The 21931-nt window shown below is 39.1% G+C and carries 19 protein-coding genes; 6 read left to right on the forward strand and 13 right to left on the reverse strand.

Features of this window, described 5'->3' with window-relative positions; genetic code table 11:
• Positions 1–2 precede the first annotated feature (2 nt).
• From ACFQ1G_RS08730 to ACFQ1G_RS08770, 9 genes are all read right to left on the reverse strand, one after another.
• Entirely contained in the window at positions 3–1406 is a 1404-nt protein-coding gene (locus ACFQ1G_RS08730) for a TolC family protein (RefSeq protein ID WP_380738669.1), read from the reverse strand.
• Positions 1403–2761, reverse strand: coding sequence for an HlyD family secretion protein (locus ACFQ1G_RS08735; RefSeq protein WP_380738671.1), 1359 nt, complete (start codon positions 2759–2761; stop codon positions 1403–1405). The genes ACFQ1G_RS08730 and ACFQ1G_RS08735 overlap by 4 nt, the downstream gene beginning before the upstream one ends.
• Positions 2754–4436: a peptidase domain-containing ABC transporter gene (locus ACFQ1G_RS08740; protein WP_380738673.1), complete on the reverse strand. Its 1683-nt coding sequence runs from the start codon at positions 4434–4436 to the stop codon at positions 2754–2756. Before ACFQ1G_RS08740 ends, ACFQ1G_RS08735 begins: the two co-directional genes overlap by 8 nt.
• Positions 4429–5115, reverse strand: a complete 687-nt coding sequence (locus ACFQ1G_RS08745; protein WP_380738674.1) for a TetR/AcrR family transcriptional regulator — start codon at positions 5113–5115, stop codon at positions 4429–4431. The genes ACFQ1G_RS08740 and ACFQ1G_RS08745 overlap by 8 nt, the downstream gene beginning before the upstream one ends.
• A gap of 182 nt (positions 5116–5297) precedes the next feature.
• Complete coding sequence (locus ACFQ1G_RS08750; protein ID WP_380738676.1) at positions 5298–6839, reverse strand: SulP family inorganic anion transporter; 1542 nt, start codon at positions 6837–6839, stop codon at positions 5298–5300.
• Between the two features lie 137 nt (positions 6840–6976).
• Positions 6977–7408: a response regulator gene (locus ACFQ1G_RS08755; protein ID WP_380738678.1), complete on the reverse strand. Its 432-nt coding sequence runs from the start codon at positions 7406–7408 to the stop codon at positions 6977–6979.
• Positions 7395–9272 carry a PAS domain-containing protein gene (locus tag ACFQ1G_RS08760; RefSeq protein ID WP_380738680.1) on the reverse strand — a complete coding sequence of 626 codons (1878 nt, stop codon included), beginning with the start codon at positions 9270–9272 and terminating at the stop codon, positions 7395–7397. Before ACFQ1G_RS08760 ends, ACFQ1G_RS08755 begins: the two co-directional genes overlap by 14 nt.
• 181 nt (positions 9273–9453) lie before the next feature.
• Positions 9454–9684 carry a ferredoxin gene (locus tag ACFQ1G_RS08765; protein WP_380738682.1) on the reverse strand — a complete coding sequence of 77 codons (231 nt, stop codon included), beginning with the start codon at positions 9682–9684 and terminating at the stop codon, positions 9454–9456.
• The gene (locus tag ACFQ1G_RS08770) at positions 9684–10928 is read right to left on the reverse strand and encodes a peptidase U32 family protein (protein ID WP_380738684.1); all 1245 of its coding nucleotides are present in this window, start codon (positions 10926–10928) and stop codon (positions 9684–9686) included. Before ACFQ1G_RS08770 ends, ACFQ1G_RS08765 begins: the two co-directional genes overlap by 1 nt.
• A gap of 222 nt (positions 10929–11150) precedes the next feature.
• Here ACFQ1G_RS08770 and ACFQ1G_RS08775 point away from each other — a divergent pair, with 222 nt between their 5' ends.
• The 6 genes from ACFQ1G_RS08775 (at position 11151) to ACFQ1G_RS08800 (ending at position 14626) form a co-directional block, all read left to right on the forward strand.
• On the forward strand, positions 11151–12116 hold the full coding sequence (locus tag ACFQ1G_RS08775; RefSeq protein ID WP_380738686.1) for a DUF438 domain-containing protein: 966 nt from the start codon (positions 11151–11153) through the stop codon (positions 12114–12116).
• A gap of 101 nt (positions 12117–12217) precedes the next feature.
• Complete coding sequence (locus tag ACFQ1G_RS08780) at positions 12218–12355, forward strand: hypothetical protein (protein ID WP_380738688.1); 138 nt, start codon at positions 12218–12220, stop codon at positions 12353–12355.
• A gap of 322 nt (positions 12356–12677) precedes the next feature.
• On the forward strand, positions 12678–13268 hold the full coding sequence (locus tag ACFQ1G_RS08785) for a hypothetical protein (protein ID WP_380738690.1): 591 nt from the start codon (positions 12678–12680) through the stop codon (positions 13266–13268).
• A 56-nt stretch (positions 13269–13324) separates the two neighbouring features.
• Positions 13325–13456 carry a hypothetical protein gene (locus tag ACFQ1G_RS08790; RefSeq protein WP_380738692.1) on the forward strand — a complete coding sequence of 44 codons (132 nt, stop codon included), beginning with the start codon at positions 13325–13327 and terminating at the stop codon, positions 13454–13456.
• A 185-nt stretch (positions 13457–13641) separates the two neighbouring features.
• Positions 13642–14007 (forward strand): SpoIIAA family protein, encoded by a 366-nt coding sequence (locus ACFQ1G_RS08795; protein ID WP_380738694.1) that lies wholly within the window; start codon positions 13642–13644, stop codon positions 14005–14007.
• Positions 13997–14626 carry a class I SAM-dependent methyltransferase gene (locus tag ACFQ1G_RS08800; RefSeq protein WP_380738696.1) on the forward strand — a complete coding sequence of 210 codons (630 nt, stop codon included), beginning with the start codon at positions 13997–13999 and terminating at the stop codon, positions 14624–14626. The genes ACFQ1G_RS08795 and ACFQ1G_RS08800 overlap by 11 nt, the downstream gene beginning before the upstream one ends.
• On the opposite strand, the gene ACFQ1G_RS08805 is transcribed toward ACFQ1G_RS08800, so the two are convergent.
• From ACFQ1G_RS08805 to ACFQ1G_RS08820, 4 genes are read right to left on the reverse strand one after another with little or no spacing between them, the layout of a single operon-like run.
• Positions 14623–15177 (reverse strand): biliverdin-producing heme oxygenase, encoded by a 555-nt coding sequence (locus ACFQ1G_RS08805; protein WP_380738698.1) that lies wholly within the window; start codon positions 15175–15177, stop codon positions 14623–14625. The two genes, ACFQ1G_RS08800 and ACFQ1G_RS08805, sit on opposite strands and share 4 nt — an antisense overlap.
• Positions 15155–15721 carry a response regulator gene (locus ACFQ1G_RS08810; RefSeq protein ID WP_380738699.1) on the reverse strand — a complete coding sequence of 189 codons (567 nt, stop codon included), beginning with the start codon at positions 15719–15721 and terminating at the stop codon, positions 15155–15157. The genes ACFQ1G_RS08805 and ACFQ1G_RS08810 overlap by 23 nt, the downstream gene beginning before the upstream one ends.
• 12 nt (positions 15722–15733) lie before the next feature.
• Positions 15734–17965 carry an ATP-binding protein gene (locus ACFQ1G_RS08815; RefSeq protein ID WP_380738701.1) on the reverse strand — a complete coding sequence of 744 codons (2232 nt, stop codon included), beginning with the start codon at positions 17963–17965 and terminating at the stop codon, positions 15734–15736.
• Between the two features lie 7 nt (positions 17966–17972).
• Positions 17973–21623: a chemotaxis protein CheB gene (locus ACFQ1G_RS08820; protein WP_380738703.1), complete on the reverse strand. Its 3651-nt coding sequence runs from the start codon at positions 21621–21623 to the stop codon at positions 17973–17975.
• Between the last annotated feature and the right edge of the window lie 308 nt (positions 21624–21931).

The following is a 21931-nucleotide window of genomic DNA, read 5'->3' on the forward strand; positions in this document are numbered from 1 at the left end:
ATTTACTCCCTAATCTCTGGAAAGCTTCCAAGACTCCTGTAAAATTCTGCTTTTACGATCATGAATTTCGTAAGCAGTTCGTTTTGCTTCAGCTTAGCGTCAATTAGCTTGCTTTCTCTGGAGATAATTAGAAATAGAGAACTCTCCCCAAAACTGAATTTTCGTTCTTCAGCTGCTAATAACTGCTCATAATTTTCCACCATTTCCTCACTGATCTTGATCTGCCTGATATAAGACTCCAGTTCTTGTAAAAGTCCGTCTATTTTATTCTCGATCTTCCTTCGGCTTAAATCTACTTCAAGTGAGGCGTCTTCCAATTTGTAATTTGCCAGTTTGACCTCTCCTCTTTCTTTTCTCAGAAAAAGCGGAAAACTGAATTTAAGTCCTGCCTTATAATTGGAAGTGTCATAAGTACCAATCTGGTCTCCATCAGGAGTGAGAAAATTATATTCCAGGTCTACCTTTGGTAATAGATTGTTTATTTTGAGACGACGTTGAACGCGCAAGGCTTCAATCTTGGACTCCATAGCCTGTATTTTTGGATGCTCCTCCAGGGTGTAACCTGGCAATAAAAACTCAATATCCTCACCAGGAATCTCATCTTCAAAAAGAATATAATCAGGTCTGATCTCTGTTTGGAGCTCCACAGGAACATTATTTTCAAGCCATAGAAAATTAGAAACCTCCAGTCGTTGTTTAAGCAGCTTAATTTTGGTTTGCTCCAATTGCAACAATCTGTCCTGCAAAGCGATCCCGGCCTCAACGGTATCAATTGCAGCGATCTCTCCTGTAGCCGCACTCCGGCTTATACCCTGAAATCGTCTTTGTGCATTATCCACAAAACCATTATATACTTCCGACTGTTGATGCAATCGTGCCCATTCCAGATACGCCACGGAAGCCTCATAAAGGATCTCACTTACCATTAGCTCCATTTCTGCAGCTGTTTGGTCTTTTAGAGCCTGTGCCGAACGCAAAGCAGCACGTCTTTTGTCCATGATCAAGCCCTGAGCAGCAGATAAAGTAATACCGGCGCTAAAAAGTCCTTCTGGAGGCACGGTGCGTTGTGGATTAAGATACAAACCATCATTCTGCTCAAAGCCGGCCTTAAGCTCTAGTCCATACCAGGTAGGGATCTTAAAAGTAGAATTCAAAAGTTCATAATATTCACTTCCTTTGAACTTTTTACGATCATAATCCACTTCCAGTTTCGGATCAAACGCTCCCCGGGCTCTCAGTAATTCGGCTTCGCCTTTTTCCAAATGCAGTTGGGCCTGGCGTACTACCGGATGGTATTGTTTAACATATGCCAAATATTCAGTGAAACCAAGGTTTTTCGGGACTGTATCCTGTGCTGCCAGAAATGCAACCTTTAATACCAATAATGTAGTTATAAGGAGTTTCATTTTTGGTCCTTTTTAAAATTTTCATCTGCTACTTCAGGATCATAATAATCTGGCGGAAAACCATTAAGATTTCGCCATATCTCATACCAGATAGGAACATCCTTTAATAAAGCAAGTGTCGTAGCACCCGATCCAATTCGGATACCTTTAGGCCAGGGGTGATCATCTGGATCTGGAACAAGAAGAACCCGATATTTCCCATTTTTACTTATAAAATTATCCACAGCCACTATACGGGAACCATAGGTTCCATAAGAGAGGTTCTCCCATCCTCGAAAAACGATGGAAGGCCAACCATCAAATTGCACCCTGACTTTTTCTCCTTTATGTAATAATGGAACATCAATAGGTCTCACATAAGTTTCTACGGCAAGCTCGTATTCTGCCGGCATGATTTCCACCAGTTTCTCTCCTTCTTTAAAAGATTCCCCTATCCCGGCTTTTAAAGCTTTGTTTATATAACCTTTTTGTGGAGCCAGCACATAATACATTTGGTTCCTTATGGAATAGTTGCTATAATCATTTTGTAATTTACTAACCTGAGCTGCTGCATCATACTGGCTTGATCGCGCTGTTGACAAATCACTTCGCGCTTTAGAAATCTTATCATTGTATTCTGCCCCAACCCTGTTAATCTCGAGTTCTGCATTAATCAATTCATTTCTGCTGGCCAGTAATTTATTTTCCTGTGAAATTAACTTTGCCCGCGCATCCTGCACCTTCTGGCGTTTCTCTTCCAAATCGGGCAGCGCTTTAAGGCCTTCCTGCTGGAGTTGTTCAGTACGCTTTAATTGTGTTTGTGCGATTTCAAAATTTGCCCTGGCAGCTTCTAAGTCAATACTGTCACTTTCTACCTTAAGTCCTGCCTGCATCAATTTATTTCTTGCCTGTTGAGCTTTGAGGGCTCTTTCTTCTCCTAAAGCCTGGATCTGGTTTGAAAGCGCTGTGATCTTATCACTATAGGAATCAACAGAGCCCGACTTAGCCTGTAACTGTTCACCGGTACGCTCTAATAATAAAGGATCAAAATATTCTCCTTTTACTTCGGAAATATGAAGTATGGTATCTCCCTTCTGAACAAGTTGCCCTTCCTGTACAAACCATTTTTCTATCCTTCCAGGAATAGGTGACTGTATGGTTTGAGGCCTGTGCTCAGGCATTAATGTGGTCACATATCCACTTCCACTTACGTTCTGTGTCCATGGCAGGAAAAGTATTATCAGTAAAAACAAGCTGATGCCCAGAAGAAATCGATTAAAATATTTATAATGTCGTTTATGGAACGCTTTTTTACCGGAATCAAAATCTTCCAGATTTACCCTGTCTTCCACTGAATATTTAGAAATATTAAGCATCTCTTTTGTCTATTGTATTTTTAATAAAACCATTCTCTAAAACGATCTTTCTTGAACATGCTTCCTCCCATAACTCATTACGGCTGCTCACAACAAGTGACCATCCATGTCTCGTATCTGTAAGAAAATTTACCAATTGACGTGCGTCTTCCCTATCAAATAGCTCTAAAGGTTCCTTGAGAATAAGAAGATCTGGTTTCTTGAGTATAGCTCTGGCCAGGATAATCTTTTTACGCTCAAGATTAGATATGAATTTACCTTCGGGATAAATCACACTTTTTAAACCACTAGCTTGTTGCCTAAAAAAATCAGAAAGACCAACTACCTTTATTGCCTCCATGATTTCCTTTTCTGAAACAGAAGGATCTCCAAACGTAAGATTTTCCATGAGGGTACCTTCAAAAGGAACTTCTTCAGGAAAAACCACCCCTATGCGACTGCGATATTCATTAGTTCTAATACTCTTCAACGAAAGATCATTCACATAGACATTCCCCGAAGAAGCCTCAGTCACCCCGGCAATCAATTTTAATAAGCTACTTTTCCCGCTTCCATTAGGACCATCAATATAAATTCTATCGCCGGGTTCGATCTTTAAGTCTATTTCTTTTAAGATGATTTTCGCATTATCTTCTGAAACATAATCTACATTAGAAAATTCTATGGAAAGAGGCTGCCCTTCAGGAAGCGTGTTTTCTCCATCCAGCTTTTCCAGTTTCATATCTAAAACCTCCCCCAGTTTTTCAAGAGAGGTAAGCAGATCATATACTGAATCTAAGCCTTTGGTAACTTTTTCTACAGATCCCATGATCAAAAGAATAATGATTTCGGCTGCCACAAATTGCCCAATATTCATTTCCTGATTGAGAACAAGTAACCCTCCAACTGAAAGTAATCCGCCAGTTACAAGCACCTTAAAAACGATCATTTTTACATACTGAATTTTGAGAATATTAAAATGGCCTTCTCTCGCATTCAAATATTTACTTGTATACAAATCGTTTCTTTTTAAAGAAAGACTGGTTCTTCCCGAAAGTTTAAAACTAAGAAGTGATCTTGCAATTTCCTGAAGCCAGTGAGCCACCTTATATTTACTTTTAGATTCATCCAGACTGGTCTCCATTCCGCGCCTCGCAGTAAACTTAAAAACCAGAAATATCAACCCTAAAAGCAGTAGTCCAAAAATGATAAATGTTGGATGGTAAAGAGAAAGCAGAATAAGACCAAACAAGATTTGTATAAGAGCCGCCGGAAAATCAAGTAACAGCTTAGCCACCCCCTTTTGAACGGTAAGTACATCAAAAAACCTGTTAGCCTGTTCAGGTGGATAAGAATTTCCGAAGTCATTCATTCTTATTTTCGGGAAACGATATGCGAATTCAAAGGACGCCCTGGTAAATATCCTTTGCTGAATATTCTCCACTACTCTTATTTGCATGAGCTCAAGGATACCCATAAATCCAACGGCAAGGGTAACCAGTACCACCAGGACTATCCAAGAGGTACTTACTCTTCCACCCTGTATAAGGTTTACAATTGCCTGTATCCCCAAGGGAACTGACAAACTTAGAAGACCAGCGAAGATTGCGTAATAAAAAGTCTGGAATATGTCCTTACGATCCAACTTAAGCAAACTGTAAAGGCGCCGAAGAGGAGAGGCTGAATTTTTAGCCATTATCTTTAAGTTTTAAAATATTTAATACCATATGATTGAAAAATTCTGATGGCGAGATATTCTCGTCGCACTCTGTAAGCTCCGAAAAATGCTCCTTTAGAAAATACTGATGAAGTGAACCTTCCAGAATCGTACTTGCCAGGGAAGCCGGATAGGGATATTTTTTATCAACCTCCAGGATCATTTCCTTCAACCTGAAGGCTAGCCGCTTATAAACCTCAAAAAAACCCTCTTTATGCTCCTTATCCACCTGCTTGTTAAGATAAGCTTTTGAAAATTCATTGATAACTACTCGATTCAGCACAACTTCATCAATATGAGATATGAAAGAATCTTTTTCAACCTTCCTGGTAAGTACTTCTATTGCGATTTGCAAACGCCTCTTTGGATCGGTAACATTCGCGGTAGCAAAGACCAGTTGATATTCTTTCCAGCCCCAATACCAGGAAGCGAGATATAATAACAACCTGTGCTTGTTCTCAAAATATCTGTAAATGGAACTTTCATTTGACCCTATTTGGTTTCCAAGCTTCTTAAATGTAAAATTTTCAAAACCAATTTCATCAATTAGGATAATACTATTCTCCACAATTTTTTTCCCCAGATCTGACGACTCAGGATCCTTTACATAAAGATTATTATTTACTTCAATCTTCAATTGAGCAAGTAGTTGCTTCATAGATATTTTATTTTAACTGCAATATAATAGTATTACTATTAATTATGCGAATATAACTATTTTTTTAACGAGTGATCTTCTCAAAAATTTAGCCAAAGTCAAAATTGCAATTCGAGTTATTTATAAAAACAAAAAGCCCTGTCATTTTCATGACAGGGCTTTTCCTTATTTAAATTAAATTCTTAGATCTTGTCAACCGCAACTTTCCATGTTGGATCTTCAAGGATATTAACCTCAATGATCTCATCAGCATTCTTAAGAAGGTTCTTACAATCACGGCTCAGGTGACGTAAATGCAATTTCTTACCTTGTTTCAGGTATCTTTCAGTCAATTTATTGACAGCTTCAATTCCGGACATATCTACGATTCGGCTTTCAGAAAAATCAATGATCACCTCATCAGGATCGTTTAAAACATCAAATTTTTCACTAAAAGCAGTAGTACTTCCGAAGAAAAGTGGCCCATAGATCTCATAATGTTTTACGCCTTTGTCATCCATAAATTTACGGGCACGTATACGTTTTGCGTTATCCCAGGCGAAGACCAACGCCGAAATGATCACTCCTACCAAAACAGCCAGGGCTAGGTTATGAAGGAAAATAGTCACTAATGTAACCAATACCATTACCAAAACATCAGATTTTGGCATCCTGCGGAAGGTGCGCAAACTTGCCCATTCAAAAGTTCCAATTGCAACCATGATCATAACTCCGGTAAGTGCCGCCATTGGTAATAATTCAATAATATCGGCAGCGAACATGATAAATACCAGTAACATTACCGCAGCAACAATACCTGATAAACGAGCTCTTGCACCTGAAGAAACGTTGATCAAACTTTGCCCGATCATTGCACAACCTCCCATTCCAGAAAACAATCCGGAAAGTACATTGGCAGTACCCTGCGCTACACATTCTTTATTTCCACGCCCACGGGTTTCTGTGATCTCATCAACGATATTCAAGGTAAGTAAACTTTCGATCAAGCCTACTCCCGCCATGATCGCGGCAAAAGGGAAGATGATGGCAAGGGTTTCCCATGTAAATGGAACCATAGGAATATGGAACGGCGGGAAACCACCCTGAATGGAAGCGATGTCCCCAACAGTTTTAGTCTCGATACCTGCAAAAACAACGATCCCGAATATCACCAGGATAGCCGCAAGAGAGGAAGGAAATGCTTTGGTTATTTTTGGAAGGCCCCAAATGATCAACATTGTGGTAAGAACAAGTCCTAACATAATAAACAGGTTAGAACCGGTCATCCATGTCAACTCACCGGCTTCATTGACGGCCTTGAAATTATCAAGCTGTGACATGAATATTATAATTGCCAGTCCATTCACAAATCCGAAGATCACAGAATGAGGCACCAACCGTATCAATTTTCCCAACTTCAGGACTCCTGCAAGTACCTGGATAATTCCGGCCAGTACTACGGACGCAAAGATATATTCGGGACCATGTGAAATAGAAAGACCTACTATCACTACAGCTACCGCCCCTGTTGCACCAGAGATCATTCCTGGTCTACCTCCTAAAATAGAAGTAACGAGCCCCATTACAAAAGCCGCATAGAGACCTGTTAACGGAGAAAGTCCGGCGATCATGGCAAAAGCTACCGCTTCAGGGATCAAAGCAAGGGCAACTGTCAGTCCTGCCAACACTTCGGTCTTGTAATTCACTTTTTGAGAAAAATCGAAAAGATTAAAAAATTGTTTCATGTCTAATGGTCTATTTTTAAAGAGACTACATTTTGTGAACACAATATTTCCGAAGGAAAACCGGAGAAAGCACAGAAAAACAGCTCTTTATAAGAGCCGGCAAAACTACGCATTTTTTTTAGATGGTAAAACCTATGTCAGGTATGAGGCAATATACTATCAGCGAAAAGATGATTGATCTGCGGAAGTTCAAAGATCTGTTTGAAGTGATCTCGAAATAAAGGCTTTACAAAATAACCTATCACCTGAGGATTATTTAAAGCTCTTTTTTGATCTTCTTGAAATATGGAGGAAGTAACGACCACCACAAATATATTTTTTGAGTAAGGTTTTGATTCTAGAATTCCCAGAAAATCCCAACCGTCAAGTACAGGCATATTGAGGTCAAGAATTAGCAAAACCGGAGTGTCAGGATCTTTTCGCTTATCAAGATATTTAATGGCTTCCTTACCATTTTTACAAATAACAGGAGTACAATGTACCGTCTTTTGCAGACTATACTGTTCCAAGCGCGCGATTATCAAATCGTCTTCGGCGATTACGACTTCAGCAGTTTTAAGCTTCGACATCTTCTGTTCTCCTTACAATTTTGGTTACTATACTATCTAACTCGTAGGTCGAGTCTTTGATAAGCTGTAATATTTCCTTTTGATCCATTTCCCGATTCAAAGGATCATCCATAAATTCAAGCAACCCCATTATACGTGCCAGGGGAGTTCGTACAATATGTGCCTGCTCCCAGGCGATTTCCTTTAGCACCTTGTTCTGAGCCTCAATAGCTTTCATCATTTCCCTGGACTCTGTAACGTCTAAGGTTGCTCCAACCATGCGAACGGCTTTCCCTTCAGCATTTCGAATGATATACGCCCGGTCTGTAACAAACCTTCTCCTGCTATTTCGAGGATAGATCTCATATTCTTCATGCCACATGGTGACTTCCGGGTTAGACAGAGCTCTATCCAAAGAGGCCTTCACCCTTTTCTGATCCTTGTGATCTACTATCTCATACCACGAATAGTCGGGCGAAGGAAGATCTTCCGAATCAGGTCCGATTATCTTCTCAAAAGCTTTGCTTCGTTCAATTTTATCTTCAATCATATCCCAATCCCAGATCATTTCCTGGGTCGCTTTCATGGCATAAGTAAAGCGTTTATTAGCAATTTTCAAAGCATTTTTTCGCTCAATTATTGAAGAAATGTCAATCGTTGCGCCCACAAGCCTTACGGCCTCTCCTTCTTTATTGCGAATTATTTGGGCTCTATCTATGATATGAGCATATGTGCCATCCTTCCTTTTGAACCTATACTGACTTCTAATCTGGTCGCGAGCGGGATCATTAAGTGTATTTTTTAAAAGTGTTTTAAGATCGTCTAATTCATCCGGATGAATATTTTCTCCCCATTGGGTGAGTTGTTGCAGATCTTTTTTCTCATATCCGAAATGTCTTTCATTGTCCCTGAAAAACCTTTCAATCGCATTGGTTTTAAGATTCCATTCATAAATAAGATCTCCACTGGCCGAAGTGGCGAGCCTGTAACGCTCATTTAGTTCTTCGATTTCATCGGTTTTATTGATAAGATCTGTGATCTCCTTCGTATTAAGGACAATACCTGCAAAAGTGGGATCATTCAGCCTATTCCTCATTTGGGATTGAAACCATTTGTAATTTCCTAGGGAATCTGCGCATCTGTAGGGGGCTATGAACGAAGTTTCCTTTGTTTTATTCTCCTCAAAAAACGCAACCACCCGCTCTTTATCTTCAGGATGTATGTATTCAAAAGCATTTTTTCCTATAAGTTCCTCAACCGGGACTCCAAGAATCTTTTCTGATGATTCACCAACAAACTTAATGGTCCCTTCCTTATCCAGCACTGCACATAAATCAAAGGATCCCTTAATAAGAGTTTTGTATTTTTCCTCTACAGGCGTTATCATTTCACTCCTATTAACCTCGGAATCTGGATCGATCTTAACCGGTTCCCTGGTTAAATCTGTACTATCAGCGGCTAAAGAGCAATTCTTTTCTTTTGCCAGAACTTCTGAGGTCTTATCAAAAATAGTGTGCAAAATAAATTTCACTTCATTTCCGCTCTCATCAGATATGGGAATATTCTCCACGCTACAGAACCTTTTCTCATTTTGACCGGTAACCGGATTATAAATGTCATACCGCGAGGCACCCATGCAGTGGGTATGACCCGTTTCCCTGGTCTTTTTTAGCAGGTCAATGAAGATTTGCGGATCATCAGTAGGCCTGCTGGGGTCCTGAAGAAATATTTCGGGAATGACACAACCAATAAGATCTTCTTTCTTTCTGCCGATTACCTCACAATATCCGGAAGTAACATCTTTGACCACGAAGCTATCTTCGACCGGTTCAAGAAGTAAACTGGGAATGGTAAGTAAATTAAATATTTGTTGATAATCGATCATATTAACTCTATAAAGAAAACCTGATGAACTGATATTTTTTGCTAATTAAAAAAAGAAAAATGACATTTTAACTGTTTTTTATGTTTTTTATCGATTCAATAACAATGAAAAGCTAATTTTTGTAGTATTTTTCTTACAATTTAATATTTGATACCTTTTTAAAAAATGGAAAATTACAACCTCATACCTCTTTAACGGTGATAATTTTCACCGGGCATGCCTTGGCGGCCGCTTCTGAGTTTTCAAGAATACTGTGATCAGGAGATTTAAGGGTATGAAAGCCCTTTTTATCAATAGCTTTTAAAAGCACCGATTTTCCATCCTTTTTGGACATCTGAAATTGTTCAGGTGCTAACTCAACACAGTAATTGCAACCTATGCATTTGTTGCGCTGTAAGGTAATTACCACCATTACGCTTCCACCAGTTTATACAGTTTATCTGAAAGCCGTATCCTGAAAGGTAACTTTATGGTACAGCTATCCCCTTTTGTAGCTTTTTCAGATAATTGATCATTTACATACATTTCCTCTAAAGAAATCTCCTTTGCCCCCGTTGTAGGCCCGGTCACCAGGATCTTATCACCTACTTTTATATCATAAGCTTCTATCTGGAACTCTGCTATTCCGGCCTTCGGAAAGTAATGCATTCCTTTTCCTACGTATACTTTCTTTTGAGTAGCCTGTGAACCCGAAGTTTTACTCCATTCCCCCATTTTCTGTCCCAGGTAGTAACCGCTCCAAAAACCACGGTTATACACGGTGCTTAACCTTTCCATCCACTCCTCTACCTTTTCTTCGGAATAGGTTCCATCATACCAGGAATCAATTGCTTCTCTGTACGCCTTTGTCACTGTAGCCACATATTCCGGTGCCCTGCCACGTCCTTCGATCTTAAGCACCTGCACCCCTGCTTCCATCACTTCATCTAAAAAGTTAATAGTACACAGGTCTTTTGGAGACATCATATACTCATTATCGATCTCTATTTCAAATCCCGATTCCTGATCGATCACCGTATATTTTTTGCGGCAATTTTGCTTACAAGCACCCCTATTGGCCGAAGAATTATGAGAATGAAGGCTCAAATAGCATTTTCCCGAAACCGCCATGCAAAGAGCACCATGTCCAAAAATCTCTATCTTCACAAGTTCTCCTGAAGGTCCTTTGATCTGCTCTTTTTCGATCTGCTCAGTGATCTTCCTCACCTGGCGCAAGCTCAATTCCCTGGAAAGCACCATAGTTTCAGCAAAAAGGCTATAAAACTTGACTGTTTCAATATTGGTAATGTTCAGCTGGGTGGAAATATGGATATCGATGCCCATACTACGTGCCGAAGCTATCACAGCCTGATCTGAAGCTATAACTGCGGTAACACCGGCCTCTTTTGCCGCCGAAAGCAAGGCTTTGATCAAAGAAAGGTCATGATCATAAATAATGGTGTTCAGTGTAAGGTAAGTTCGAACATTTTTCTCCTCGCATTTCCTGACTATTTCAGGAAGATCATCCATGGTAAAATTGATCGAAGCTCTTGCTCTCATATTCAATTGCTCCACCCCAAAATATACAGAATCTGCTCCGTTTTCCAGGGCAGCCTGCAGGGATTCAAAATTTCCAGCGGGTGCCATCAATTCCATTCTATCCATTCTTTTCGTCATAATTTTCTTTCAGTTTTGAGTACACAAAATTGCCATGGCAGCTATCTCCCATGGTTTTTTCAGCAGTACAAAGAAAATGAGTTCTCCTCCGGTAGAATATGATACATATCAGAATCTGGATATTTAGATCCTAAAAAATAAGGAGACAGATACACTTGTGATTTAGGTCATAAATAAGCCTCTCCAGGTATACGTTCTTTGTCCATATTTAGAAACTTACCCATGAACGATACATTAGATATTTCAACATTACCGGCAGGACATCCTGTAAGTATATATTTTGATGAAAAGGAATTGATTCAAAAATTGGCCAATGAATTAGTGGATACAGATCCAACCCATGAAAGTCAGAAGTACTATAATATTTTCAATCAACTTCAAAGTATTGAGCGCAGGTTTGAAAGAAAGGAAAACCAGCTCTTTCCTATGCTGGAAAAAAAAGGATGGAACGGTCCTTCCCAGGGAATGTGGTCTTTTCACGATAACCTTCGGGAACAATTCAGATTGCTCAGGAAGAAGCTGGAAGACAGGGACTTTGACCAGGTTAAAGCCGATACTACATTTTTGATAAGTGGTATTTTTCGGCTATTGCTTACAGAAGAAAGCGTTCTTTTCCCCAACTCCATGAAATTATTAACAGAAGAAGACTGGATAAATGTTAGAAAAGGTGAAGAAGAGATAGGCTGGATGCTCCCAGAAGTTCCAGAATCTTTCCCTGAAGAAAAGTATATTCATCCAAGCCAGGATCACACCAAAAGAGATCTTTCATTTTCACTGGAGAACACCTCACATTATGATGAGGGATATATGACCGTTGAACAGGTCAACCTAATGTTAAGGACCATGCCACTTGACCTTACATATGTTGATGAAAATGATAAGGTCATTTTCTACAATCGCGGAGAAGAAAGGGTTTTTCCCAGAAGTGCCGGGATCATAGGCCGCGAAGTCAGGTTCTGTCATCCTCCAAAAAGCGTGGGTACGGTATTAAGGATCCTCGAGGAATTTAAAAAGGGAACAAAGAACGAAGCCTCCTTTTGGATCAATTTTAAAGGCAGATTAATTTACATACGTTACTTCGCAGTTCGTGATGAGCATAAACAATATAAAGGAGTGATAGAGATGTCACAGGACATCACAGATATAAAAAATATTGATGGTGAAAAGCGGCTTTTAGAGTGGAATTAATTGACAGGTAAACCGCAAATCAGGCGTTATTCAGTGATATTATGGTTTTCCGTAATGGAATCAATTGTATTTATAGTAAGTTTACATTATAAGATTCTAAAATGATGACAATTTTCGGTTTGTTATTGGCAGTCACTTCCCTTGTAGTAGTAATAATCCTGCTGGTAAAACACAGAAAGCAGAACAAGATGCTCAAAAAAGAAATTGAGTTGTTCAAGGATCTCAACGAAGACCTTTAAGCAAGCTATTTTCTTAAATGCTTTCGGTTTCTTTAAAGGTAGTCCTTGCCTTTTCAGAATTTGGAAATTCTTTGACTGCGTAATTCTTACCCCAAAGCATCTTCCAATCACATATAAAAAGCTTCTGTCCGAATAGTCAGGTACAGGGATCTTTTTCGGAAGCTTAAATTCTTTTTCACTTAAGGTTGCGTCTACTTCCGTTGTAAGATCGCTTAGCTTCTTATCTTATTGTTGGTCATTAAAAGGATCATATTTTGATCTTCGTAACACGCCTTCAATACATTTTTGTTACATTTAAAGAAATCAACCAAATTCCGCACAAATGAAGAAATTCCTAAAATTCGCTTTACTGGTGTTTTTCCCGGCTGTAGTTTCAGCTCAATCGAAGATCTTACCGGCCGACGTTCAAATTAAGACTGCAGTGCTTGCCGCACCTGAGGATCAACGAGAAACAGCAACTGTTTTTGGGTACGATGCCCAGGGTAAATTTACCAAACTTAGAAAAGGATCCGGAAACCTCATTTGTATTGCTGATGATCCTGATAAGGACGGAGTAAGAGTTTCCTGCTATTCGAAAAAACTCGAACCTTTTATTGCCCGCGGAAGAGAACTATCTGCTGAAGGTAAATCGGAGATGGAGAAACGTGAAATTCGTCAGAACGAAGTGGAATCAGGAAAACTACAAATGCCTGATGCTCCCAGTATGATGTATCTCTTGAGCGGTTCTGCTGAAAATTACGATGTTACTACCGGGGAGCTTAAAGACGGAAACTTCAGGTATGTGATCTATATTCCTTACGCTACGGCAGAATCAACAGGATTACCTGAAAAACCTTTTGCTCCTGGCATGCCGTGGATCATGGATCCGGGTACGCACAGGGCTCATATTATGGTCACACCTCCTACAAAATAGCGGCACTGTAAAAAATTCAAAGAAAATTCCGTATCTTAAATGTTCAATTTTGGACCATGAGAGAGATACAGCCAAGTGAAAATAGCGCTGACAGGAAGGCATCCTATGAAACTTCAGAAGAAGTTTTACTCGGCTTAATTAAAGCCTTTTCCGATTTTCAACGGGCTGTTGAAGATGCTCGTGAATAGTTATTTTAAAAGGAAAAATTATCAGCCTTTAAAAGGTCACTTTCACTCCGGAATCTTTCCGAAGAAATTAATCTATCCACACTCAAACGCCGTTTAAACAGCACATTAACAATAACTTAACCTCAAGAGTCTTTGCAAACTGGTGTTTTCTTCTGAAATTGTTTGATCTCCCAAGAAATGACAGGATGACCTCAATACAATCAGAGCACAATATTATCTATACTGTGGCAGAAGGAAAACTTACAAATGAGGATTACAACAGGATACTCCCCTTGTTTCAGGAAAAAATTGTAAGCTTTGATAAAGTGCGATGGTATTTTGAAATGAGGGACTTTAAAGACTGGACACTTTCTGCAATGTGGAGGGATCTTAAATTTGATATTAAGAACAAAGAGCATTTTGAAATGGTCGCGATGGTAGGCGACAAGAAATGGGAAAAAGATTTAACTCGATTAATGAAGCCTTTTACCGGTGCCGAAATTAGATTCTTTAATACGGAAGACCGGGAAAATGCGAAATTATGGATAACGATGATAAGGGATGAAGATTGACGAATCATATAATGCGTGGGCGAAGTCTTATGATACTATGGACAATAAGACCCGTGACCTGGAAGCGGAAGTTCTCAGAAAGACCTTTTTGAACCCTCATTATGGAAATATTCTGGAACTGGGTTGCGGAACAGGAAAGAATACCGGTTGGCTTACCCAAAAAGCCGATCATGTGCTGGCATTAGATTTTTCATCTGAAATGATCGCCAGAGCCCAGGCTAAAATAGAAGCAGACAACGTAACCTTCACCTATACTGACATAACAAAACAATGGCCGGTAAAACCAGGATGGTCAAACCTAATCACCTGCAGCCTGGTTTTAGAACATATTGAACACTTGGATTTTATATTCAAGGAAGCTGCACGTGTACTGAAGCGAAGAGGGAAATTTTACATCTGTGAGTTGCACCCCGGAAAACAATATGCAGGTAGCCAGGCGCGATTTGAGACCGAAGAGGGAATTCAAAAGCCACATGCGTTTATACACCATATTTCAGATTATCTGAATGCTGCAAAAGCTGAAGGCTTTACTTTACTTGACTTCAATGAATACTTTGATGATAATAACCGGGATAACGTGCCCCGACTTATTTCCCTGGTATTTGAATGTAATCTTTAGCAGGAAGGAGATTCTGATCTAAAAACCTTTCCGAAGAACCTAAAGGTTTCCATTGCTTTTTCGGTTGCAGCAGTAGCTTCTTCTTCGGAAAAATTGTGTTCTGAAAGTTGTTTTTTGAATCCTTCCCAAGATTTCAAGTTTTCCCTGTCACCACTAAAAAATACTTGTTCTTTCAAACCAGACAGCGCATCACATTTTAGGATGTTTCTGGAAATGACCATTCCTCCCAAAGCAGATCCTTCAACTACGTAGGCTGCGCCAAAAGCTTCGGCGATATTATTACAGGAAAACCCATGAGGCGTATCTTGAAGTGTGACCTCCAGGTTGTCAAGGTCACTCTCTAGTTTTAGATATTTATTTCCGGGATAACCTGCAATGAATTTGCTGATCTCCGACTCTGTTTTTTTATAGGCCATATAATTTTGAAGCAGTAATAGCTTATAGGTCTCCATATCAATACTATGGTCCATAATAAATCTGGCCGGGTTTTCTCCTTCAATCTCATTATGCAAATTTGCAGTTGCATTTTTAAATCTCTCTATCATCTTCATTATCAAGGTTGAATTTACTCAGGTTCTCTTTGATCTTGGCAATATTGTCTTTTTGTTCGCTGTTGTCACTATTCAAATTATCCAGATAGTCATAGATCTGGTTTACAGCGATCCTATTTCCTCTAATATGTTCTCTTAACCTGTCTTTTTCAGATATATTGAAAACCACTTTTTTAAGAAGGGGCCTTAATCGCTCTTCCAAATTATTCATATGCTTTTTAAGGATATAACCCCATGCGCCCGCTAATATGGTATTTGCAGCCAATTCCTCATCATTAATGGTGCCGGTGAGAAAGATAAATGGTAATGCAGGATTAATATTCTGTACCAGTTGCAAGATCTCCAGTCCATTACAGGTTGGAAGGTTGTAATCTGAAATAACCACATCTGGAGCGAAGTTGATCATTTTATCATGACACGCGGTCAAATCTTCGACAACCTCAATTTCAGGCGATTGCACTAACTTTTTGATGGTTCTTAAAATAAATAAAACATCAGCTTCACTATCCTCCACCAGTAAAATTCGTAAAGGCGTTGTAATCATAACTTACAAAATCTAAAATTCAAAATTGGGACAGGTATAGAAATAAAAAGTTGCACCCTCTCCCTTAATGCTTTCTACCCAGATATCACCTTTATGCTTTTCAATGATCTTCTTAACTATTGCAAGGCCAATTCCTGATCCTGAATAATCCTTTCCGGCAACGCGGGTAAATGTTTTAAAAATCTTTTCGAGATAATTCTCTTCAATACCTATTCCGTTATCCCTAACATAATAAACTTCTTTCCCATTTTTTTGAGCAGTTCCTATTTTGATCTCAGGTGTATCGACTTTTTCTGAATACTTTAAAGCATTATTCACGATGTTTAGCCATAACTGAAATAGCATTCTTCTGTCGCCTTTCATAGGGGAAAGATTTTCTTCAATATGAATTCTGGTACGGCGAAAATTACTTTCAGCGTTAATCAGGCTTAAAACCTCCTTAAGCAGGTTTTCAACCGGGATTTCCTGAAATTGTAAATCATTCATCCCACTAAGCCCAGAATAGGAAAGAATATCGTCAATCAATGAATTCATTTTCCCGGTCAATGCACTGGCCAGATTTAAAAGGTTTTTACCTTCTTTATTTAATTTTCCGGCATGATCTTCTTTAATTATCTGAAGATAGCCTTCCATGCCTCGAATAGGTGCTCTGAGGTCGTGAGAAAGTCCAAAACTGAATAATTCCAAATCTTTATTAGCTTCCATCAACTTTCGATTTAACCCCGTGATTTCCTTTCTTTGTTTGGATAACAAAGTATGACTTACCTTATCTCCCAGATCTCTTGCTGCACTTACGTCAAAATCCTTCCAGTCTTCAGAAATTCCCTTACGTTCATTCGACCATTTTTTAAAGGATTTACGCGGACTAAGCCTTTTCTTTTCTTCGTTATAGAAAGTTTTATCATTTGGATCCCCTCCCCAGCTTACAGTTTGTATAACTTCCTGCCGAAACCACAGTATATATTTACTTTCTGTGATTCTTAAACTCAATAATCCTGAAGCTTCCTTCTGATAATCAGATGCAGGGGTAAAAACAGTGGCAAGATTCCGGGTATGATAAATTCCGGCTTCCTGATGCAGCAGAAAATTATTCATTAGGATTTCCAGTTCCGGTGCTGAAGGTACATTACCTTGTAATTTCCATTTTCCACCGAAATATATGGCTCCACCGGTACAGGATATTAGATCTGTAAACCTTACAGGGCCTTCAGATAAAGCTTCAATGATATCCCCCTTTTGTTTAAGCTGGTCTACCAGCCCTGTCAATACCCTACCTGAAACTTCTGTCTTATTAATAAAATTATTACTCTCGTGAAGTGCAAGTTCGGTAGACAGCATTTGAGCCAAGAATCGGCAGCTCTCCCTTTGATAATAATTTAAAAACCTAGGTGTTCTGTGGTGACATGCAATCAATCCCCATAGTTTACCCTGAACAATAATGGCTGCAGATAGAGATGCTCCCACTTCCATATTAGTAAGGTACTCAATATGAATAGGGGAAACGGCTCTTAAGCCGGATTTGGAAAGATCCAAGGGTTTCCCGGTCAATGGTGAAAGTTCCGGTTCAATTCGCACCGGAGTATATTGTACGTCTGATATCATCCTGATTTGGTGTTTCAGGAACATCTCGCGAGATTGCGACGGTATATCTGTAGACGGGTAATGTAAGCCCAGCCAGCTTTCTAATTCCTCGATCTTATTTTCGGCCAAGACCTGACCATTCCATTCCTCGTCAAATTTATAGATCATAACACGGTCATAACCAAAAATTTCTCTGGTTAAAACCGCTGCTGAATTACAAAGTTCATTAATAGAATTGGAATCCTGTATTTTGTTTAATACCCTTGTTAATTGCTTTTGGAAAAAAAAGGGATCCTTGATTTCTTCAATAGGCTCAAAGTCCAGGATAAGATTGATCTCTGAAAAATGAGCCTGTAATAAAAACTTCTTTCCTTTCACTGAAACTTCTTGAGGAATTAAAGTTTCTTTCTTCCCAAGGATCGATCTTAAATTTTCAACCTGTTCTTCACCCAGCACCGTAGTTAAAGGTTGTCCTATGATTTCCTTTGGTGAAAGCGAAAAATGTTCCGGAGTATTGATCCCAGCCTGGATTACATTAAAAGAGAGCGGATCGCAAACGAGCAGCACACCAAATGACTGGGTTTTTCCAATTATATGGATTGGTTCCTTTGAACAATTTTCGAGGTCTATATTTTCAGGATAATTAGCAGGGATATTATTCATCCAGTGGTTATGCTTTTAATTTAAAATAGAAAGAACTTCCTACCCCAACCTGAGAATCAACCCACATGGTTCCTTCGTGAAGGTGTACGATTTTCTCTACATGGGCCAGCCCCACTCCAGTACCATCCTTTGCTTTATCCTTTTCAACACGGTTGAAAATTGTAAAAATGTTTGCCAGGTCATCTTTGGCGATTCCTACTCCATTGTCAACTATTGAGAATACCCAGAAATCTTTTTCTTTATAGGCAGAAATTCGCACCACCGGATCCCTGTCTACAGGAGTATATTTAATGGCATTACTAATAAGGTTTTGGAATAGTAGCCTCAACTCTACCTCATACCCCTTCAATTTTGGAAGATCTCCACAATGAATTTTTGCGTTGGTATCTTTAATGCTTTTACCCAGATCATACTTTACGACTTCCACTATTTCTCTGGTATCTACAAGCTTTTTCTTTCCGTTACGTCCTATTCTGGAGTGTTCCAGCAAGGCTTTAATTTGGTTGGAAAGTCTCGAAGAAGCATCTTCAATGTAGCTGATATAACTTTTACCCTTGGTATCGAGATTTTGAGAATAGATCTTTCCAAGAACATCACTTCCAAATTTGATCGTCGACAGGGGCTCTTGAAGGTCATGAGAACAAATAGAAACAAACTGTTCAAGGTCCTTATTTGCTCGTTCCAAATCTGCTTTTTGCTGTTGCAGTTCCCGTTCTACTTTCTTTAATTTAGAGATATCTGCAAAAGTATATCTTATACCAATCATCTCATTTTTCTCATCCCGCTCTGCCGTTGCATTTAGAATTACCGGTATACTCTTTCCATCCTTGGTAAGAATATTCTGTTCCAGATTTACCAGAACACCTTCTTTTTGAAAAGTTTTATTTGATTTGATGGCTTCGATCTGTGATGCTTCACTATAAAGATCATAGATAGGTCGCCCTATCAACTCATCTTTAGACTCATAATTTAACCCTTTAACTGCCATTTTATTACAATATATGATCAACGAGGTCTTAGGATCCACATTAATATGGATCATTGGATCTTCCTCATAGAAACTCTTATATCGTTTTTCACTGGCCTGCAGTTTTTCTTTAGATTCTCTCAGGGATTCGATGTCGATAAACGTGATCACTACCCCGTTTATCTTCTCATTAGAATCTAAATAAGGGGATATCCTTCTTAAATAATGCTTGCCATCATTGGCTAAAACCTCCTTTTCAACGGTCTTGCCTTTGTTAAGTACAGTTTTACAACGATCAAACAGATTGCTTTTACCAATATTTCCGGTGAAATGGCTTATTGGCCTTCCTACGTCAGAATTCACAAAACTGAAATGTTGTTTTATCGCCGGAGTGAACTTTCGAATTGAAAGTGTAGAATCCAAAAATATCGTGCCTATCTGGGTACTTTCCAATAGGTTATTTATATCTGAGTTTAATGCCGCGAGATCCTCCATTTTCTGAAGGTTTTCAGCATTTACGGTATTGATCTCCTCGTTTACGCTTTGCAACTCTTCATTGGTACTTTGTAACTCTTCATTCGAAGCAAGCAGTTCTTCGTTTGCCGCCTGTAATTCTTCATTACTGGTTTCGATCTCTTCTAAAGAAGTTTGCAACTCCTCCTTGGTTTTCTTTAACTCCTCTTCCAAATTTGAAACATACTCCTGTGTTCTCCTGGTAAGAGTAATATTATCAACTGTTTCAGCCTCTTCATGGTTAAGCTCCTTTTCAACAAAGGTGATCATGAAATGAGTATCCCCTTCAATGTTCTGTTGTTCAAAGGGCTTTACAATAATATCGACTCCCTTTCGCTCATTGTCATGAGTAAAGGAAGCGTCTTTATAAAAGATCTTTTTATTTAGTTTATCTGCTTTCTTAAGGGTGTTCTGAACCAGGTATTTTAGTTCTGTATCCAGCATTTCAAGTAAATTGATCGTAAAACCGTTCACCGGAAGATTGGCGTATTTTCGAAATTCCCCTATCGCCTCCAAAATATTATACTCTGAATCAATGAACACACTGGCTCCATTGAAATGCTCAAGGATCGTTTGATTAAATTCATTGCTCAGTTTTTGTTTTACCGGCCGTGCATGAGTATTGGTGTTTTTCTCCTTAGTTCCCACATTTTCTAAAAGGGAGGTCGTAGCGGCGTGAGATATTCCTGAATTTAGTCTCTTACTGGGATTTATATTTTTATAAATCTTCCATTTACGGTCAATTTCGGCAAAATTGCCTCTTTGGCTTTGAACACTTTCACTGGTACCCAATACCAATATCCCATCTTTTTTAAGTGCGTAGTGCAGTACTCCTAGCGCCTTTTTTTGGATCGCAGTCTGGAAATAGATTAACAAATTTCGGCAAGAAACCAGGTCCATATTACTAAATGGCGGATTCTTAATTACATTATGCTTTGAAAATATAACTGCCCGGCGCAATTTTTCAACTATTAAAAAAGAGTTAGGCTTATTAATAAAATATTTAGAGAGTAGGTCAGCGGGAACGTCTGCAGCAATGCTTTCAGGGTAGCGCCCTTTACTCCCTATTTCAAGATGTTTATCAGAAATATCTGTAGCAAATATTTTAACCTCAAAATTTTTGCCCTGTCTTTCCATCTCCTCAAAAATGTACATCCCAAAAGAATAAGCTTCTTCTCCCGTGCTACATGCAACGTCCCAGACCTTTAAGGTGTCATCATTTGTCTTTCTACTTACGATCTCAGGAATAACATCCTTCTTAAGAACTTCCCAAACCTTACTATCCCTAAAGAACTTTGTTACACCAATGAGGAATTCCCTGTATAGTATTTCAACTTCCCCTTCCCGAGTGATCAAATGCGAATAATATTCAGCTAAAGATCGGCATTTACAAACACTCACCCTTCTGGCAATTCTCCTTGCCAGAGTTGAGCGTTTATATTCTCTAAAATCAAGTCCTGTCTTTTCATCCACGAAATTCAGGATCTTCATGAGCTCAGATTGATCATATTCTATGTCGCCATCCTTGAAGTGAAAAACAGAAGGAGCATTAATGAAATTCTGAAGTTCAGGCCCCATATTCTTTACTGAAAGTACATAATCTACCAATCCCGTGGCAATAGCACTTTGTGGCATTCCGTCAAATTGAGCTTCGTCGGGCTCCTGTACCATGATCATCCCGTCATTCTCCTTAATAGCCCTGGCTCCACGGGTACCATCACTACCGGTTCCACTAAGAATAATGCCTATTGCTTTTTCTCTGCGCTCCTTGGCCAGAGATTCAAAAAACATGTCTATTGGAAGATTTAAGGTCTGACTTTTCGGTTTATCCTTTAAATATAATTGATCTTCTTTTAAAAGTAGGTTATTAACAGGTGGGATCAAATATATATGACCGGCTTTCACTTTCATCCCTTCAGTTACCTCCACAATAGGAAGGTCTGTACAGCGTTTTAAAAGCTCTCCCATCATACTTTTGTAATCTGGAGACAGATGTTGAATGACTACATACGCATTTCTGGATCCTTCAGGTACAGACTTGAAGAAGGCCTTTAAAGCCTCCAGGCCACCTGCACTGGCACCAATAGCCACAATACGAATTTGGTTTTGGGAAGGGGAGTTTTCGTTCACAGAAATCTCATTTAAAGGCGAAGGGGAGTTTTGGATATCTTTCCGCATAAGATGGTTTCGAAATACCGTTAAAAATTAATTTGGCAATTTACCGTAAAGGCTACACCTTGGTTGCCACTTTTGCTCAATTTTATAACAGTATTCAATATATTTGGTTATTAAGAACCCAAAAGAAGGGCAATAAAAAATCAGGACGTGAAATTATTACAATTTGAGTAGATTTCCTGTTAACAATCTGTTAAGCCCTGTTAATACTGCTAGTTTAACAGGCTTATTGCTTTGATAGTCTAATATAGGCCTCAATCCTTTTCCAAAAATCAATTTGGCCCTAACGGCCTGTACTAGTTAACTTGAAA

This window comes from Salinimicrobium gaetbulicola, assembly GCF_042676025.1.
Taxonomy (GTDB): Bacteria; Bacteroidota; Bacteroidia; order Flavobacteriales; family Flavobacteriaceae; genus Salinimicrobium; species Salinimicrobium gaetbulicola.

Bases quoted from the DNA above. Each gene is read 5' to 3' on its own strand.
- ACFQ1G_RS08730 (WP_380738669.1), bottom strand. From the start codon at position 1,406: ATGAAACTCCTTATAACTACATTATTGGTATTAAAGGTTGCATTTCTG.
- ACFQ1G_RS08735 (WP_380738671.1), bottom strand. From the start codon at position 2,761: ATGCTTAATATTTCTAAATATTCAGTGGAAGACAGGGTAAATCTGGAA.
- ACFQ1G_RS08740 (WP_380738673.1), bottom strand. From the start codon at position 4,436: ATGGCTAAAAATTCAGCCTCTCCTCTTCGGCGCCTTTACAGTTTGCTT.
- ACFQ1G_RS08745 (WP_380738674.1), bottom strand. From the start codon at position 5,115: ATGAAGCAACTACTTGCTCAATTGAAGATTGAAGTAAATAATAATCTT.
- ACFQ1G_RS08750 (WP_380738676.1), bottom strand. From the start codon at position 6,839: ATGAAACAATTTTTTAATCTTTTCGATTTTTCTCAAAAAGTGAATTAC.
- ACFQ1G_RS08755 (WP_380738678.1), bottom strand. From the start codon at position 7,408: ATGTCGAAGCTTAAAACTGCTGAAGTCGTAATCGCCGAAGACGATTTG.
- ACFQ1G_RS08760 (WP_380738680.1), bottom strand. From the start codon at position 9,272: ATGATCGATTATCAACAAATATTTAATTTACTTACCATTCCCAGTTTA.
- ACFQ1G_RS08765 (WP_380738682.1), bottom strand. From the start codon at position 9,684: ATGGTGGTAATTACCTTACAGCGCAACAAATGCATAGGTTGCAATTAC.
- ACFQ1G_RS08770 (WP_380738684.1), bottom strand. From the start codon at position 10,928: ATGACGAAAAGAATGGATAGAATGGAATTGATGGCACCCGCTGGAAAT.
- ACFQ1G_RS08775 (WP_380738686.1), top strand. From the start codon at position 11,151: ATGAACGATACATTAGATATTTCAACATTACCGGCAGGACATCCTGTA.
- ACFQ1G_RS08780 (WP_380738688.1), top strand. From the start codon at position 12,218: ATGATGACAATTTTCGGTTTGTTATTGGCAGTCACTTCCCTTGTAGTA.
- ACFQ1G_RS08785 (WP_380738690.1), top strand. From the start codon at position 12,678: ATGAAGAAATTCCTAAAATTCGCTTTACTGGTGTTTTTCCCGGCTGTA.
- ACFQ1G_RS08790 (WP_380738692.1), top strand. From the start codon at position 13,325: ATGAGAGAGATACAGCCAAGTGAAAATAGCGCTGACAGGAAGGCATCC.
- ACFQ1G_RS08795 (WP_380738694.1), top strand. From the start codon at position 13,642: ATGACCTCAATACAATCAGAGCACAATATTATCTATACTGTGGCAGAA.
- ACFQ1G_RS08800 (WP_380738696.1), top strand. From the start codon at position 13,997: ATGAAGATTGACGAATCATATAATGCGTGGGCGAAGTCTTATGATACT.
- ACFQ1G_RS08805 (WP_380738698.1), bottom strand. From the start codon at position 15,177: ATGAAGATGATAGAGAGATTTAAAAATGCAACTGCAAATTTGCATAAT.
- ACFQ1G_RS08810 (WP_380738699.1), bottom strand. From the start codon at position 15,721: ATGATTACAACGCCTTTACGAATTTTACTGGTGGAGGATAGTGAAGCT.
- ACFQ1G_RS08815 (WP_380738701.1), bottom strand. From the start codon at position 17,965: ATGAATAATATCCCTGCTAATTATCCTGAAAATATAGACCTCGAAAAT.
- ACFQ1G_RS08820 (WP_380738703.1), bottom strand. From the start codon at position 21,623: ATGCGGAAAGATATCCAAAACTCCCCTTCGCCTTTAAATGAGATTTCT.